Source organism: Lutispora thermophila DSM 19022, assembly GCF_900142105.1.
Lineage (GTDB): Bacteria > Bacillota > Clostridia > Lutisporales > Lutisporaceae > Lutispora > Lutispora thermophila.
Window position 1 is genome coordinate 222,461 of sequence record NZ_FQZS01000006.1, and the last position, 17,260, is coordinate 239,720.

At 34.5% G+C, this 17,260-nt stretch carries 16 protein-coding genes; 14 read left to right on the forward strand and 2 right to left on the reverse strand.

The window, feature by feature from the left end; genetic code table 11:
- Positions 1–72 precede the first annotated feature (72 nt).
- A complete protein-coding gene (locus BUB48_RS05425) occupies positions 73–375 on the forward strand; it encodes a hypothetical protein (protein WP_073025228.1) in 303 nt (100 codons plus the stop codon).
- Here BUB48_RS05425 and BUB48_RS05430 read toward each other — a convergent pair.
- Complete coding sequence (locus BUB48_RS05430; protein ID WP_073025229.1) at positions 339–1,538, reverse strand: alanyl-tRNA editing protein; 1,200 nt, start codon at positions 1,536–1,538, stop codon at positions 339–341. The two genes, BUB48_RS05425 and BUB48_RS05430, sit on opposite strands and share 37 nt — an antisense overlap.
- A 160-nt stretch (positions 1,539–1,698) precedes the next feature.
- Between BUB48_RS05430 and BUB48_RS05435 the strand changes: the two genes are divergently transcribed.
- The 4 genes from BUB48_RS05435 to holA all read left to right on the forward strand — a co-directional run bounded on the left by BUB48_RS05435 (position 1,699) and on the right by holA (position 6,162).
- Complete coding sequence (locus BUB48_RS05435) at positions 1,699–1,962, forward strand: hypothetical protein (RefSeq protein ID WP_073025230.1); 264 nt, start codon at positions 1,699–1,701, stop codon at positions 1,960–1,962.
- 83 nt (positions 1,963–2,045) lie between these two features.
- Positions 2,046–2,426 (forward strand): phage holin family protein, encoded by a 381-nt coding sequence (locus BUB48_RS05440; protein ID WP_333782559.1) that lies wholly within the window; start codon positions 2,046–2,048, stop codon positions 2,424–2,426.
- Positions 2,427–2,748: 322 nt separating this feature from the next.
- A complete protein-coding gene (locus tag BUB48_RS05445; RefSeq protein ID WP_073025231.1) occupies positions 2,749–5,079 on the forward strand; it encodes a DNA internalization-related competence protein ComEC/Rec2 in 2,331 nt (776 codons plus the stop codon).
- Between the two features lie 27 nt (positions 5,080–5,106).
- Entirely contained in the window at positions 5,107–6,162 is a 1,056-nt protein-coding gene (holA, locus tag BUB48_RS05450; RefSeq protein ID WP_073025232.1) for a DNA polymerase III subunit delta, read from the forward strand.
- Between the two features lie 44 nt (positions 6,163–6,206).
- On the opposite strand, the gene rpsT is transcribed toward holA, so the two are convergent.
- On the reverse strand, positions 6,207–6,470 hold the full coding sequence (gene rpsT / locus BUB48_RS05455) for a 30S ribosomal protein S20 (protein WP_073025233.1): 264 nt from the start codon (positions 6,468–6,470) through the stop codon (positions 6,207–6,209).
- A gap of 171 nt (positions 6,471–6,641) precedes the next feature.
- Between rpsT and gpr the strand changes: the two genes are divergently transcribed.
- The 9 genes from gpr to dnaJ all read left to right on the forward strand — a co-directional run bounded on the left by gpr (position 6,642) and on the right by dnaJ (position 17,168).
- Positions 6,642–7,616 carry a GPR endopeptidase gene (gene gpr / locus BUB48_RS05465; protein WP_073025235.1) on the forward strand — a complete coding sequence of 325 codons (975 nt, stop codon included), beginning with the start codon at positions 6,642–6,644 and terminating at the stop codon, positions 7,614–7,616.
- A 101-nt stretch (positions 7,617–7,717) separates the two neighbouring features.
- The gene (gene spoIIP / locus BUB48_RS05470) at positions 7,718–8,926 is read left to right on the forward strand and encodes a stage II sporulation protein P (protein WP_073025236.1); all 1,209 of its coding nucleotides are present in this window, start codon (positions 7,718–7,720) and stop codon (positions 8,924–8,926) included.
- A 5-nt stretch (positions 8,927–8,931) separates the two neighbouring features.
- Positions 8,932–9,249 carry a hypothetical protein gene (locus BUB48_RS05475; protein ID WP_073025237.1) on the forward strand — a complete coding sequence of 106 codons (318 nt, stop codon included), beginning with the start codon at positions 8,932–8,934 and terminating at the stop codon, positions 9,247–9,249.
- 147 nt (positions 9,250–9,396) lie between these two features.
- Positions 9,397–11,205, forward strand: coding sequence for a translation elongation factor 4 (gene lepA / locus BUB48_RS05480; protein WP_073025238.1), 1,809 nt, complete (start codon positions 9,397–9,399; stop codon positions 11,203–11,205).
- Positions 11,206–11,214: 9 nt separating this feature from the next.
- A complete protein-coding gene (gene hemW, locus BUB48_RS05485; RefSeq protein ID WP_073025239.1) occupies positions 11,215–12,339 on the forward strand; it encodes a radical SAM family heme chaperone HemW in 1,125 nt (374 codons plus the stop codon).
- Between the two features lie 104 nt (positions 12,340–12,443).
- Positions 12,444–13,484: a heat-inducible transcriptional repressor HrcA gene (gene hrcA / locus BUB48_RS05490; protein WP_073025240.1), complete on the forward strand. Its 1,041-nt coding sequence runs from the start codon at positions 12,444–12,446 to the stop codon at positions 13,482–13,484.
- A gap of 32 nt (positions 13,485–13,516) precedes the next feature.
- Entirely contained in the window at positions 13,517–14,122 is a 606-nt protein-coding gene (gene grpE, locus BUB48_RS05495; protein WP_073025241.1) for a nucleotide exchange factor GrpE, read from the forward strand.
- 35 nt (positions 14,123–14,157) lie between these two features.
- Entirely contained in the window at positions 14,158–15,981 is a 1,824-nt protein-coding gene (gene dnaK, locus BUB48_RS05500; protein WP_073025242.1) for a molecular chaperone DnaK, read from the forward strand.
- 29 nt (positions 15,982–16,010) lie between these two features.
- Positions 16,011–17,168, forward strand: a complete 1,158-nt coding sequence (dnaJ, locus tag BUB48_RS05505) for a molecular chaperone DnaJ (RefSeq protein WP_073025243.1) — start codon at positions 16,011–16,013, stop codon at positions 17,166–17,168.
- Positions 17,169–17,260: the final 92 nt, after the last annotated feature.

The window sequence follows — 17,260 nt, forward strand, 5'->3', positions numbered from 1 at the left end:
AACAATGTTACATAAATTTTATTTAGAAGTCGAAGGCTTAAAGGATACTCTATCATGTGAGCAGGTGATAATATGGAAGAAAAACAAACAATAAACATAGATCATTCAGATCCCTTATTAAGAGACATCAAGATTCTTATTGATTTATTAAATCCACTAGTAAGCTCTTATAGGCTATTAGTCGGAGCTGCAGATGAGTTTAACAGGATAACCCTTGCCCATAAAAGCGATTTGGAAGGTGCTATAAATAGAGCTGATGATATGGGAGATATAATAGATGAAGTCAATGATATGTTGAAGACCCTAATAAAAACGCTGGTAAAAAAAATTGAAAGTGATTATGCCTGTGATAAAGATTTTAAGCATAAATCATAAGCTTCTTCCATCATGCATTTTATGCTTCCAACAGATCCTCCTCCCAGAGCAGTTTTTGAACTACCTCCCCCTTTACCATTTATCTTAGGCAATACAGATCTTAGTAACATATTCATGTCCATGCAAACATCTTCTGAACGGCTGAAAACTACCTGCGCATTTTCATTTATCGTTGCTAGCAATGCTATAGTTTTCTCCCTTGTTGTTAATTCTGAGGCCATGTACTTTATATCATCAAACTTTCTATCATTGTAAACTGACTTAATTATTCGAATGTCGTTAACTGTGTCAGATAAGTTATAAAGCTCTTTTGCTTCAAATCTTAATAGAGCTTTGTTAGAATTTATATATTCTTTATTTAGGATTTTGTTTTCTTCCATCAGTCTATCTACAGCTTTTTCCAAATCAAAATCTTTTACAGATAATTTTGCGCACAAGGATTGTAGTAACAAGTTTTTATATCCATAATCCATCAGTGCTCTCTTTCCACATAAGAAATGGAATCTATAGGATGATTTTAATTTTTCCCACTTTACGATTTTTATAATTCCTACTTCCCCTGTAGCCATTACATGGGTGCCACCACAAGGATTATAGTCAATATCTCCGATCTTGACTATTCTTATATTATCTTTAACACTTGGTTGCTTTCTTAAAGGTAGCTTATTCAACTCTTCTTCAGGGATAACTGATGAAGAGATGGGTAGATTGTTGTATATAATTTCATTAGCCATAGCTTCAATTTTATTGCAGTCATATTGACTGAATTCTTTGATATCTATTTCTATGCTTACGGTGTTTGAGCCTAAGTGGAAGCTGTCTGTATTACCTTGAAATAACTCTAAAAAGCAATGGGAAAGAATGTGCTGCCCTGAATGTTGCTGCATGAAATCATATCTTCTATTCCAGTCTATTCTACATATAACCTTTCTGGTGCTTATACCATGATTTACAATATGAAGTACTTGTCCATCTTTTTCAATAACATCTAATACTTCATGTTCATTTATATATCCCCGGTCAGAAGGTTGACCTCCTCCTTCAGGATAGAAAGCTGTCTTATCGAGGATTATAGCATAATAACCATTATATGGAGTGCAATTTATTATGTTGGCTTCAAATTCATAAATATAAGAATTGTTGAGATATAGTTTTTCAGTCATCTTCTATCCTCCTGTGTTGGATTAAATTGAAACTTACTAAGGCTCAAAAAGTGTAAGAGAATACTTTTAAAATAGTTTATCTTATTAGTTGCTATTTGTAAACATGCATAAAACAAGCACTACCGATTCATATAATATATCAGAGGAAAGGAGGGAATGTATGCTTAGTGAGGCCATTATAATACCTGTAATAATTGCTATAACAGAAGTATTAAAGAGTTTGGGATTGCCGAGAAAGTTTTCTGCTTTGGTTTCATTGATCATGGGGGTGATAGCTGGGGTCTTTTATTTGGATCATCCAGAGCTTAAGATGAGAATATTTCAAGGAATTATATATGGACTTTCAGCAGCAGGATTGTATTCGGGAACTAAGAATACAGTACAAGAGATGAGAAGTCGTAAAAAACAAGATTATGGGAAATAATGGATAAATAAAAAGAGAAAATACAGCAATAATATATAGTGTGTAAACGATACGAAAGATGTAAATTTTGGAGGTGAACTTTAGTGGACGAAGGAAACATGAATAATGGAGAAACCAGAAAAAATATGGGAGGAAGCGTTGTAGGATTTATTATTAGGTTTGTAGTGGCAGCTGTTGTCCTTCTAGTTACTTCCTGGTTGGTTCCGGGCTTTTCGATAAGAGGGTTCTGGACCGCTTTAATTGCTGCATTAGTAATTTCTGCGGTGGATTATCTAATCGGAATGCTGTTCAATTTTGATGCAGCACCTTTTGGAAGAGGAATATCGGGTTTCTTAGTATCTGCAGCTATAATTTATTTTACACAGTATTTTGTAAATAACATGGCTGTATCTATATGGGGCGCTTTAATAGGCGCATTGGTAATAGGGTTAATAGATATGCTGTTACCCACAAGATTTATGTAGAACTGCCTCAGACAGTTTTATAACGCTAGGAATGTTATAAGCTTATTAAATCTATACTTTCATTAAATGCATTGCTTAAACAATTCTAATAAGGAAAAGCTAAAGTGCTCTCTGATTCATAGAATTGTTAATCGGGTTTGTACTGAATCTTAACTCATTTGGAGTTTAGATTCAGTAGAACACGGAGGGAAGGCTTCCTTGGGTATTTTAAATGATTCCATAGGAAGGCTTTCTTATTTTTTTCTAATATGCATAACCTGGAAGTATATATCTATATTATGATATAATTTCCATATAACTATTAAAATGGGAGTAACAGTATATGGATAAGCCTCTGTTTCATATAGCTATTTCAATATTTACAGGCATGATAATCTCAAATTTAATCAAGCCACCAATAGTTATTATAATCATAAGCTTACTATTAATGCTATGTCTATTTTTTATGAATCTGAAGGAGAAAGATAAAACTTTTATATTCATTATATTAGCTTTCTTTATAGGGATGATAGATTATACCTGGTTTGCTTCCTATGAAAGCAAGTTGAGCAGCTATGAGAATAAGAATATAGAAGTTGAGTTGCTGATTATAGATGACGGAATTAATAAAGGAAGTTATACTGCTTACAATGCAGAGATGAAAGGATTTGTGTATCAAGGAAAGCATTATAAATATAAAGAAAAAATATTATTTAAGAACTATGGTAATTCTTTTTATAGAGCAGGAGATTTAGTGAAAGCAAGAGGACAAGCTGTAGGGTTTATAAACAAAAGGAATTTTGGAGATCAGGATTATAGTTTATATAACAGAAGCAATGGAATATATAATCAGTTTGTATCGGCAAGTAATGAATTGATAAAAGAGACAAATGGAGATTTGAGAATCCTGCTATTACATAACATGAAAAAAAGAATGGAAGCAGTTATTGATTCAGCTATGCCGGAAAAAGAGGCAGCTTTTTTGAAAGCAGTTATATTAGGAAGCAAACAGTGGATTGATGAAGAAGAATTGACTAATTTTCAGAAAACCGGACTTTCTCATTTGCTGTCGGTTTCGGGTCTACATGTGGCATATGTAGCATCTATGATTAATAAGTTATTAAGTTTGATGAAAGTAAATGAAAGGAAAAGCAGATTAATATGTGGACTTATCCTAATTTATTATACAATGATGATAGGAAGTCCTCCACCTGCGGTGAGGGCTCTTTTGATGATGATTGTCCTTACTATAAGCAAGATTTATAGAAAGGAATATGATCTGGTTTCATCAGCTTCTTTTTCAGCTATTCTAATGCTCCTTGTTAATCCTATGTTGATACACAATCAGGGTTTTATAATTTCATATAGTTGCATTTATTCCATAGCTTTTTTGTATAATCCAGTGCTTAATAAGCTCAAATCCATTAATATACCAAAGATTATAAACAACTCTGTCGCTTTATCGATAGCAGTCCAATTGGGCATAGCTCCTATTTTGATTTACTATTTTCAATACTTATCAATAATCAATATTATCATTAACATCATTGCTGTACCGATGACCTATGCTATAATAGCTGTAGCCTTTCCTGGCATTGTTATAGGAGTTTTTTTACCATACATATCTATATATGTATTCGCTGTCGATTATTATTTGATATCCGTATTACTTAAGATAGTAGAAATTTCAGGCAGTCTGCCATTTGCAGGCATAAGCATATCTGCATTACCTATTTATGTGTATTTAATATACTATTTATTTCTTATTTGCTTAGTCAATTATGACAAGTATATAAGTTATTATATATGGAAATGGAAGTTCTATATCTATATGATGGCAGCTATATTTACTATGGTTATTAGTGTAAAATATATTATCAATGATGACTTAAGAATAGTGATGTTGGATGTGGGACAAGGGGATTCTATATTGATTACTACACCAAAGGGAAAGAATATATTGATAGATGGTGGGGGGTCAGCAAAAGAGGGCGATTTCTATTACGATGTTGGTTCAAAAGTGACAGTGCCGGCTCTACGAAAATTAGGGGTATGGGGCATTGATACTGTTATGGTTTCTCATATTCATGAAGATCATATGGAAGGGCTTATAAAAGTGGCTGAAGAGTTTAACATAAGAAATCTTTTATTGCCCAAAGCTCCATTTAAAAGTGATAAGCTAGAAAGGCTCATTGATATATCCAGACGTAAAGGTGCCAATATATATTATGTTGGTGCTAGGGATAAGATTTTATTGGAGAAGGATATATGCTTGGAAGTTTTATTTCCAACTGATAAACTGATTGTGGGGACTTCCTCAGATGAAAATAACAATTCCATTGTTGCAAAATTAAACTACGGAAGATTTTCAATGATTTTTACAGGAGATATTGAGAGAGAAGCAGAAAATATATTGAAAGATCTGGATATCGGTTCTGTTGTTTTAAAGGTTCCTCATCATGGTAGCTCTACTTCTTCCAGTATGGAGTTTATAAACAAGGTATCGCCAAAGATTTCCCTAATATCAGTGGGGAAAAACGTATACGGACATCCTTCTGAAAAAGTGCTGGAAAACATCAAAAAAGCCGGAGCTCTTATTTATAGAACAGATACAAATGGAGCAATTAGGATTATTACCAATGGTGATAAGTTGAAGTTAAAAACTGTAAGATAATATGTACAAAACCATAGGAGGATTTTTATGTATAGGTCTTTTATTAATAGCCTTAAATCGGGAGATATAGGTAGATTATATTTATTATATGGCAGTGAAAGTTTTTTACTGGATAAAGCCTTAGAAGAGCTGGAGAAAAACGTATTGACGGGATTTCCTGAAATAAATCTCGCTATTTTTGAAGATGACACATTAGATATAAAGGATTTGATTAATGCTTGCAGCACTTTGCCTTTTGGAAGTGATAAAAGATTAGTTGTAGTGAAGGATTATAAGGGGCTTGCTTCAAAATTTAAAAAATCATCAGAAGAATATATTGAGGAGCCAAAAGAAAATGATAAGTCTGATGGTTTAAAGTTTATTTTTGAAATTCCAGAATCAACTTGCTTAGTATTTATAAATCATGGGGATGTGGATGGAAGAAAAAAGTTATTCAAGGATATCAATAAAAATGGAAGAGTATATAAGTTTGACAAAATAGATAAGGGTGATTTGGTCCAATGGATTAGAGGACATTTCTTAAGAGCCGGGAAAACAATTAAGATTTCAACTGTAGAGTATTTTGCAGAAAATATAGGCTATTTGGATAAAAATTCCGAAACCAATCTTTATCATGTACAGAACGAAATAAATAAAGTGCTGGCTTATGTGGGAGATGATATTACAGTAACTGAAGAGCATCTAGAAGGTTTATTAAGAAGGAGTTTAGAAAATGATATATTCAAGCTAATTGATTCATGTTGGCAGAAAGATATTTCAAGATCTCTCAAAATATATAATGATATGCTTTTATCCGGTGAAAATTCATTTGGTATTTTGTCTATGATTTCAAAAGGAATCAAGAACTTAATGAAGATAAAAGAGCTTAAAAGTAAGGGGCTGGATGCAAAAGGAATTGCCAAAGAGGCACAAATACATGAATATACGGTAAAGCTCTATATGAAACATATAGACATAATGAGTTTTGATACATTGTACAATGCTTTTAACAGGTGCATAGAGTGTGATGTTAATATTAAGTCCGGTAAAATGCAAGAGAGACTTTCGATAGAACTGTTATTTACTACTTTATTTGATGAATGAAAAAAGTAAAAACCCTGGCATATTGCCAGGGTTATTATATTCTATTACATTGCAGCTTTCAATTTGCTGGAAAGTCTTGATTTCTTCCTTGCAGCTGTATTCTTGTGGATGGTTCCCTTTGCAGCTGCCTTATCTATTAAGCTAACAGCCTTTCTATATAGTACTTGGGCCTCCTCAAGATTTCCGGCCTTTACAGATTCTTCGAATTTCTTTATTGAAGTTTTCAAGGAGGAAATAATCATCTTATTCCTACGAGTTTTGAACTCTGTAACTTTGATTCTTTTAACTGCGGATTTAATGTTTGCCAATATATTCACCTCCTTTAAAAATCAATTAACAAATGGTATTTTATCACACAGAATGGTAAAAAGCAATAGCCTACCAAAAGTATTGTTTGGCTGTATTATGAATATAATACAAAAAAATATTGATAATATTATTATGGAAAAGATAACAAGGGATTTTTTGGAGGGAAAACAATGACGAATATAAGAACCGATTTAGCTTTGGAAGTAAAAGAGTTACATGAGAGTACAAGTAATGAAAGCATTCCGGGAGTTAGTGTTGTTACAGATGGAAATGATGATATAAGAATAACAAGAGTACGGGTTGAGGATGAAATCGGAGCCAGATTGATGGGAAAGCCTGTAGGAAACTACATAACCCTTGAGATCCCAAGACTTAAGGAAAAAGATATAGACTTGATGGAAGATGTAAGCAGAGCCTTGGCTAAAGAATTAATAAAGCTGATAAAGCTCAACGATAAGTCTGTTATTTTGGTAGTAGGTTTAGGTAATTGGAACATTACTCCTGATTCATTGGGACCAAAAGTGGTTGAGAAAATAATGGTTACAAGGCATATGAGAGAATACCTTCCTGAGCAGATTGACGAAAGCGTGAGGTCTGTATGTGCCATCTCTCCAGGAGTTTTAGGCATTACAGGGATAGAAACCAGTGAAATAATATTGGGAGTTGTGAACAAGGTTAAACCAGATGTTGTTATTGCAATAGATGCTTTAGCTTCTAGAAAGCTTCAGAGGGTAAATACAACAATTCAGATTTCAGATTCTGGAATAAATCCTGGTTCGGGTGTTGGAAACAATAGAAAGGAATTAAGCGAAAAGACTATGGGAGTTCCTGTAATTGCCATTGGTGTACCCACTGTAGTCGATGCAGCTACTATGGCCAATGATACAATTGATATGGTTATTGATAATCTTATAAAAGAAGCAAAGAACGAAAAGAGCTTCTATGAAATGCTAAGGAATATAGACAGAGAGGAAAAGATGGCTCTTATAAGCGAGGTTTTATCACCACAAATGGGAAGTTTAATGGTTACTCCTAAGGAGATAGATGATTTTATAGAGGAAATTTCAGATGTAATAGCAGATGGTTTGAATATTTCACTGCATCCAGGCATACATATGGATGATGTCCATAGGTTTACTAACTGATTTCCTGTAATGTTTTTATCATAAAAGTATCAATGTGGCATATAAGTTAAAATATATACTATTTTCTTTTTTGGATCCAATGTGAAGTGGGGTGTAGGTATTTGAATATACAAAGGAGATATAAAAATAAGAGGTTCTGTTTTATTATCTTAGCTTTAATGGTAACTCTTTTGTTTTTTTTCTCTTTTAATGGAGACGTGAAGGAAACATATGAAGTTTTCAGCAATACTAAGATATATGAAGGTATAGACGAAGAAAATACAAACAATATTTTTCTGTTTTTTTTGAATAATTCAATACCTACTTTGAAAGCTGCTTATGAAGAATATAAAGGAATTACCATTACAGGAATAGATGACTTTTTTTCAGATAGATTGGTTTCACTGCCTTCCAAATTTCTAGAGGATCCACTTAATTTTTTTAAGGTTACTTATTCAGGATTTATGGATATTAATCAAGGAGGATTATACACATCTGGAACCATAAACGATAATTTGCCAGATATAAAAAGCTTTTCCGATGTGCCTCAAGAAGAAATATATTTCAGTGAGGAAGATGAATATACAGCAGAAGAAATGAAAGAGCATGAGAGTTTGGCAGAAACTGATTCTGAAAATGATATTAAGAAAGAAGATTTTGATGTGAATTTGCCTTTACCTGATAAAGTCAATCTACCCAAGAAAGAGCCACAGATACTCATATATCATAGCCATGCAACAGAAAGTTATATGCCCAATACAGCTTCCAACTATCATACTATGACAGAGAAGTATAATGTGGTTTCAGTGGGTGCAATAATGGCTCAAGTCTTACAAGATAAATACGGATATAAGGTAATACATGATAAAACCTATCATGATAAAGATTCTTATGCATATTCCTACTCAAATTCTTTAGTAACAATAAAAAAGCATGTAGCAAAATATCCTTCTATCAAGGTAATATTAGATATCCACAGAGATGCCTTTACTGCTAAAGACGATAAAGTGAAAACCGCAAAAAAAAATGATTACACCATCACTATAAATGGCAAGAAAGCCGCAAAAGTCATGTTAGTTATAGGAAAGAAGAACCCTAATTATGAAGAACTGGAAAAATTTGCAGCATACATAAAGAAGAAGATGGATAAACTATATCCTGGGCTATATATGAGAACAGATAGGCATAATACAAAATACAATCAGTATTTCAGTAATTATTCCATGTTAATTGAAGTAGGTTGTATGCTCAATACCTATGAAGAAGTTCACTATTCAGCTGAGTTGATGGGCAATGTGATAGGAGAGGTGTTAAAAGACCTACAGGAGTGAAAAAATTGAGTAGAGCAGAAGAAAAGTTATTGAGAAAGAAGCATAGAAAGAGGAAATTTAGAAATTTATGTTTATTATTCATATGCTTTATGCTTTTCATAATCATGATATATGTAACAGATGCTAAAACTTCAAATTTAGTATTGAAGAAAGATGGAAAGCATGCTGTATATCTAGACATTGAAAATGACTCAAAACTTAGAGTTGATGTTGCTGGTGAGACCTATAGATTCAATATTGAAAAAGTACTAGAAGCAGTAAACAGTGCTTTAAAATGGTCAAGGGAAGTATTAAGTTCTATAGTGAAAAAATTAGGCTCTTGAAGCATTCGGTATTGGATGACTTCAGGGGCCTATATGGTTTTAAAAATAATTTTATATTATGTGCTTTTATGGTAAAATGTTTTATGCTATAATTGTTAATATTTTGTGGCTGTGTTAAAAGTTTTTATTTATAAGGAGGAACCCCAGATGACTAGCGAGAGGCAAAAACACATAAGAAATTTTTGCATTATTGCCCATATTGACCATGGTAAGTCAACTCTTGCAGATAGATTGATAGAAAAAACCGGAGTAGTAGCTCAAAGGGATATGGAATCTCAGATTTTAGATAACATGGATCTGGAGAAGGAGAGAGGCATAACTATAAAGCTTACTTCCGTAAGGTTGAAATATAAAGCTAATGATGGAGAAGAATATATTTTTAATCTTATTGATACTCCAGGACATGTGGATTTTACCTATGAGGTATCAAGAAGTTTGGCTGCCTGCGAAGGAGCTATTGTTATCGTAGATGCTACTCAGGGTATAGAAGCTCAGACTTTAGCCAATGTATATTTGGCTTTGGATAATAATCTGGAGCTATATCCTGTTATAAATAAAATCGATTTGCCCAGTGCAGATCCTGAGAGAGTAAAAAAGGAGATTGAGGATGTAATAGGATTGGATACGGATAATGCTGCCTTGGTATCTGCCAAAGAAGGCATAGGGATAGATGAAGTTTTAGAAGGAATAGTCAAATATGTACCACATCCACAAGGCGATGAAGATGAGCCACTAAAGGCATTGATATTTGATTCATTATACGATAGTTATAAAGGAGTAATAACATATATAAGAGTCTTTGACGGCAAGGTTAAGCCAGGAATGACCATAAGGATGATGTCTAGTGGAGCGGAGTATGAGGTTGTGGAAGTTGGAACATTTAATCCCGGTATGACTCCATGCAGCGAGCTATTGGCCGGTGAAGTGGGATATATAACTGCAAGCATTAAAAATGTTAGAGATGTTCATGTAGGTGATACCATTACAGATGCAGAAAGACCTTGTTTAAATCCTCTGCCTGGATATAGAAAGGTTACTCCCATGGTATATTGCGGTATCTATCCAGCTGATGGAGCTGATTATGAAGATTTGAGAGATGCCTTGGAAAAGCTCCAATTAAATGATGCTGCTCTTTTGTTTGAAGCAGAAACTTCTGCTGCTTTAGGTTTTGGCTTCAGATGTGGATTTTTAGGATTGCTTCATATGGAAATAATACAGGAAAGATTAGAACGTGAATACAATCTTAATCTTATAACTACAGCTCCAAGTGTTATATATAATGTTGTAAAGACCAATGGAGAAGTAATCCAAGTATCAAATCCTACCAATATGCCTCTGGCACAGGAAATTGATTATATGGAAGAACCTATTGTTGAAGCTTCCATAATGACACCCACTGAGTATGTTGGTACTATTATGGAGTTATGTCAAAACAGAAGAGGTAAATACAAGGATATGAAGTATATGGAGGAAACAAGGGCAATAATTACATATGACCTTCCTTTAAATGAAATCATTTATGACTTTTTTGATGCTTTGAAATCAAGAACTAAGGGATATGCTTCTTTTGATTATGAGTTAAAAGGATATGAAAAATCTGATCTGGTAAAGCTTGATATATTGTTAAACGGAGAAACAGTGGATGCATTATCCTTTATAGTTCACAAGGAAAAAGCATATGCCAGAGGAAGAGCTATGGCAGAAAAGCTAAAGGAAGTAATCCCCAGACAAATGTTTGAGATTCCCATACAGGCAGCTATAGGTCAAAAGATAATAGCCAGAGAGACAGTTAAAGCATTAAGAAAAGATGTATTGGCAAAATGCTATGGGGGAGATATCACAAGAAAGAAAAAGCTTCTGGAAAAGCAAAAAGAAGGAAAGAAGAGGATGAGACAGATAGGAAGCGTGGAACTACCTCAGGAAGCTTTTATGTCAGTTCTTAAGCTAAATGATTAGGTGATAGTAATGAAAAATGTAGGTCTATACATCCACATACCTTTCTGCATGAGAAAGTGTTTATACTGTGATTTCAATTCTTATTCCAATAAAGATATATATGAAAATTATTACATAGAGGCTTTGATAAAGGAATTAAAGTATTATTTGGATGCACAGGAATATAGGTTTAGAACAATATTTATTGGTGGGGGTACCCCCACCATTATTAATCCTGAAAATATTGCGAAAATAATGGAAACCATAGAAAAAAACATTGAAAAGGATGCAGAGATAACTATTGAATGCAATCCTGGTACAATTGATAAAAATAAAATAGATATATATAAAACTATTGGAATAAACAGAATAAGCATTGGCTTGCAAGCTTGGCAGGATGATTTGCTGAAAGCAATAGGACGAATCCATAAAAGAGACGATTTTTTAAATAGCTTTAAGCTGTTTAGGGAACATGGCTTTAATAATATAAATGTTGATTTGATGTTCTCACTTCCGGGACAAAACATAGATATGTGGTTAGAAACTCTGGAAAATGTATGTGTATTAGGAGTTGAACATATATCCTGTTATAGCCTTATAGTGGAAGAAGGTACTCCAATACATAGACTTATCCAATCTGGAGAATTAAGAACTCCAGATGAGGATATGGATAGAGAAATGTATAGATTAGCAAAAAATACACTAGAAGCACATGGATTGAGGCAATATGAGATATCCAACTTTGCTAAAGAGGGTTTTTGTTGTGCACATAACTTAATCTACTGGAGGAATGAGGAATATATCGGGGTCGGTGCAGGAAGCCACTCTAAAATTGATAATAGAAGGTTCTGGAATTATGAAGACTTAAATGTTTATATAAACTGTTTGCAGAAAGGAATACTGCCAATAAAGGATAGTGAAATCATCGGTTTTGAAGAAGAATTGTGGGAGACAATAATACTTGGATTAAGGCTTAATTCTGGACTTAATATTTCTGAAATAAATAAGAAGTATAATATTAATTTTTTAAAGAGATATGAAGATACTATAAAAAAGTTAGAGGGAGATTTGCTGATAGTAAAAGAAGGTAATAGTATTAACCTTACTGATAAGGGCAGAGATTTATCCAATAGAGTTTTTATTGAATTCATGTAGCAACAATTTTTGAAAATTCTATTGACAAAAAAAAGCTACAGTGATATTTTAAAAGCAGATTTAGCACTCGATAGTGATGAGTGCTAACAAAGGTGGTGAATTCTATGTCCCTTGGAAGTCGAAAACAGCTTATCTTACAAGCAATAATTGAAGATTATATAAATACTGCAGAGCCTGTTGGTTCAAGAACAGTGTCAAAGAAGTATCTTAAGGATATAAGTCCAGCAACAATTAGAAATGAGATGGCTGATTTGGAAGAGATGGGGTATATAGAACAACCTCATACCTCGGCAGGCAGAGTACCATCAGATAAAGGTTACAGATTATATGTAGATAGACTGATGGAACAAAAGACTATAGATTGGCATGATTATGAGTTTATCAGGAAAGAGTTTATGGACACTGTTGGAGAGATAGATAGGCTTATTAAACATGCTTCAAAGCTGCTGTCAGCCATGACTAAATATGCGTCTATTGCTATGGCACCTCAGTTCAAAAGAACTTGCTTAAAGCATCTTCAGCTGATTAAGGTTGATAGTCATAACATACTTGCTGTTATTGTAACTGACGCAGGTATAATAAAAAACAGCGTTATAAGAACTGATTCTGACATAGAGGTAGATGCACTTGAAAAGATATCAAACATGTTGAACCAAAAGCTTATAGGTTTGTCCATTGAAGAACTGGTTAACATGGACATTACTAAAATAAACAGTGGGATAAATAATAATGAAGATTACAAGCAGGTGCTGACAAAAGTGTTGCCTGAGCTTTTGCAAGCTTTGAGATATTCAGAAAGGGCAGAGATATATTCAGATGGAGCAGCTAATCTACTTGATCTTCCTGAATACAGCGATGTACAAAAGGCCAAGGACTTTTTCAGCATTTTGGATAAAAATGACATCCTTTATGAAATATTGAAGGATGTATCTGAAAAGACAACTGTAACAATTGGGAAGGAGAATAAAATACATCAATTGAAAGATTGCAGCATAATAACTGCCACATACAGTTATAACGGTAAAGTAATCGGTTCTATTGGCGTATTAGGTCCTACCAGAATGAATTATTCAAAGGTTATATCTATTGTAGATTGTCTAACTCAGAATTTGAATGATATTTTGACAAAGATCATTAAAACATAGACAAAATATAAAATTGATAGGTGGGCTGATAGATGAAAAAAAAGCAAGAGACAGAATTAAAGAGCAATGATAACAATGAAATTAAAGGGCAAGAAGAGGAAATGGAGGAAAGCAGTTGTGAGCATAACAACGAAGAGACTTCCAGTGAAATGGAAAAAATGAAAGAAGAACTAAAGGCAAAGGAAGAGAAAATAAAGGAATATGAAGCCTTTATTGAGGAGCAAAAAGATAGACATCTAAGGCTTCAGGCAGATTTTGACAACTATAGAAAGAGAGTAGCAAGAGAAAGGGAAGAGATATTTGTAGCCGCATTGGAAGACATAATGACTCAATTGCTACCTACAATAGATAACTTTGATAGAGCTCTCGATTCCTTTAGATCCGCTGATTTAGATAGCAAGTACATTGAAGGACTTGAAATGATTTATAAGGAATTTGTATCTACTCTGCAAAAAAATGGCCTTGAAGAAATTGAAGCTCTCAACTGTGAATTTGATCCCAATAAGCACCATGCTGTGATGCAGGTTGAAGCAAATGAAGAAGATGACAATAAAGTAAAGGAAGTTTTCCAGAAAGGTTACACGCTCAAAAGCAAAGTCATAAGACCTGCTATGGTGAAAGTAGCAGTCAAGAATTAAAATCAAATTGTAGATCATGAGGAGGATGAATATAAATGGCAAAAGTTATAGGTATAGACCTAGGTACTACAAACTCTTGTGTTGCAGTTATGGAAGGCGGTGAGCCTGTAGTAATACCTAATGCTGAAGGAAATAGAACAACACCTTCTGTAGTTGGATTTTCAAAAACCGGTGAAAGACTTGTAGGTCAAGTTGCAAAAAGGCAAGCCATTACTAACCCTGATAGAACAATTATATCAATAAAAAGGGAAATGGGTACAAACTATAAGGTTAACATAGATGGTAAAGATTATACTCCACCAGAAATATCAGCTATTATATTATCCAAGTTGAAACAGGATGCAGAAGCGTATTTAGGCCAGCCTGTAACCCAGGCGGTTATTACAGTACCTGCATATTTCAGTGACAGCCAGAGACAAGCAACTAAGGACGCAGGACGAATTGCTGGACTCGAAGTCCTGAGAATAATAAACGAACCCACAGCCGCAGCTTTAGCTTATGGATTAGATAAGGAAGATAATCAAAAGATATTGGTATTTGACTTAGGTGGAGGCACATTTGATGTGTCCATACTGGAGTTGGGCGATGGAGTATTTGAAGTTTTAGCTACCAGTGGAAATAACAGACTTGGTGGAGATGATTTTGACGCCAGAATAATGGACTATATGATAGATGAATTTAAGAAAGAAAATGGTATTGATTTAAGAAATGACAGAATGGCAATGCAAAGACTCAAAGAAGCTGCAGAGAAAGCTAAGATAGAGCTTTCCAGCGTACTTCAGACAAGTATAAATCTTCCTTTTATTACTGCTGATGCTACCGGGCCAAAGCATTTGGATATGACTTTGACAAGAGCAAAATTTGATGAGCTTACTCACGATCTTGTTGAAGCAACTATGGAACCTACAAGAAAAGCATTGGCCGATGCAGGGTTGACTGTAGATAAGATTAACAAAGTAATTCTTGTTGGTGGTTCTACAAGGATACCTGCTGTTCAGGAAGCTGTTAAGAGATTGACAGGTAAGGAGCCATATAAAGGAATTAACCCTGATGAATGTGTAGCTATTGGTGCTGCAATACAAGCTGCTGTTCTTACAGGAGAGGTTAAGGATGTATTGCTATTAGATGTTACTCCTCTATCCCTTGGTATAGAGACATTAGGAGGGGTATTTACAAAGCTTATTGAACGAAATACAACCATACCAACCAGAAAGAGTCAGATATTCTCAACAGCTGCCGATGGACAGACAAGTGTAGAAATCCATGTTCTACAAGGAGAAAGAGAAATGGCAGCTTATAACAAGACATTAGGCAGATTCCAGCTTACTGGTATACCCCCGGCTCCAAGAGGAGTACCACAGATAGAAGTTACATTTGATATAGATGCAAATGGTATAGTTCATGTATCAGCTAAGGACTTAGGAACAGGCAATGAGCAAAAAGTTACGATTACGGCCAGCTCAAATATGACAAATGAAGAAATAGAAAGAGCAATAAAAGATGCTGAGAAATATGCTGCTGAAGATAAAAAGAGAAGAGAAGAAGTTGAAATTAGAAATCAAGCAGATAGCTTAGTATATCAAACGGAAAAATCATTAAAGGATATGGGAGATAAACTAAGCCAGGAAGATAAAGCTAAGATCGAGACTGAATTAAATGCATTGAGGGAAGCTCTAAAAGGCACTGATATAAACCGCATAAAAGAAGCCACAGAACAACTTACTAAGGTCTTCTATGATCTATCTTCAAAGATTTATCAGGCAGCCGGAGGTCAGGGAGCTCCTAATGCAGAGGGCTTTGGAAGGCAAAATGACGATGGCACAATTGATGCGGATTATAAAGTTGATGAGGATAAATAGTACTTACCCCTCTGCAAGGTGGTGTAAACATGGCGGTTAAAAAGGATTATTATGAGGTTTTAGAAGTAGATAAAAATGCATCGGAAGAAGATATAAAACGAGCATATAGAAGACTGGCAAAAAAATATCATCCTGACCTTAATCCGGGAGATAAGGAAGCAGAAGCCAAATTCAAGGAAATAAATGAAGCCTATGAAGTTTTGTGTGATAAGGAAAAAAGAGCAAAATATGATCAGTTCGGGCATTCTGCTTTTGATCCTAACGGTTTTGGTGGCGGAGGATTCGGCGGATTCGGAGACTTTACCGGTGGATTCGGAGATATTGGAGATATATTTGAAACATTTTTCGGCGGAGGATTTGGATTTTCAACATCCTCAAGCCGCAGAAGATCAGGGCCAAGAAGAGGTAGCGATCTGAAATATGAATTGGAGATTGACTTTGAGGATGCAGTTTTTGGAGTAAAAAAAGAAATAAGCGTAACAAGAGATGAAACCTGTCCAAGTTGCAAAGGATCGGGCGCTAAGGACGATTCTAGTATTGAAACATGTAGAACCTGTGGAGGTTCAGGTGAAGTAAGACATATACAGAATTCACCTTTAGGGAGAATTGTTAATGTAAGGACCTGCGAATCGTGCCATGGAGAAGGGAAAATAATAAAGAATCCATGTTCATCTTGCCTTGGTAGAGGAATAGTTAGGAAAACCAGAAAGATAACTATAGATATACCCGCAGGTGTAGATGATGGTTCTATCCTTACTTTAAGAGGTGAGGGAGAACCTGGCCAAAAAGGTGGTCCAAATGGAGACCTATATGTGTACCTGAAGGTTAAACCACATAAGTTGTTCAAAAGAGATGGTGCAGACTTGTTTTGCGAGATACCCATAAGCTTTGCAAAAGCTGCTTTGGGAGGGAGCATTTCTGTACCAACTCTTGAAGGAAATGTTGATTATACTATTGAAGAAGGTACCCAAACAGGAACAACATTTAAGTTAAAGGGTAAAGGAGTAAAGAATCTGAAACGAAATACCAAAGGAGACTTGTATTTTACAGTTAAAGTGGAGGTACCAAAACGACTAAGCGAAAAGCAGAAAGAACTTCTCAAGCAATTTGCGGAAGCAAGTGGTGAGACTATTGGTGATTCTGGCAAATCCTTCTTTGGAAAAGTAAGAGATGCTTTCGGAAAATAAGCAGCATAATAATTAATCACATAGGTAAGCAGCCATCCGTATATGGCTGCTTTTGCTATAATACTTAGAAAAGTATAAATTCCTTTGGAGTT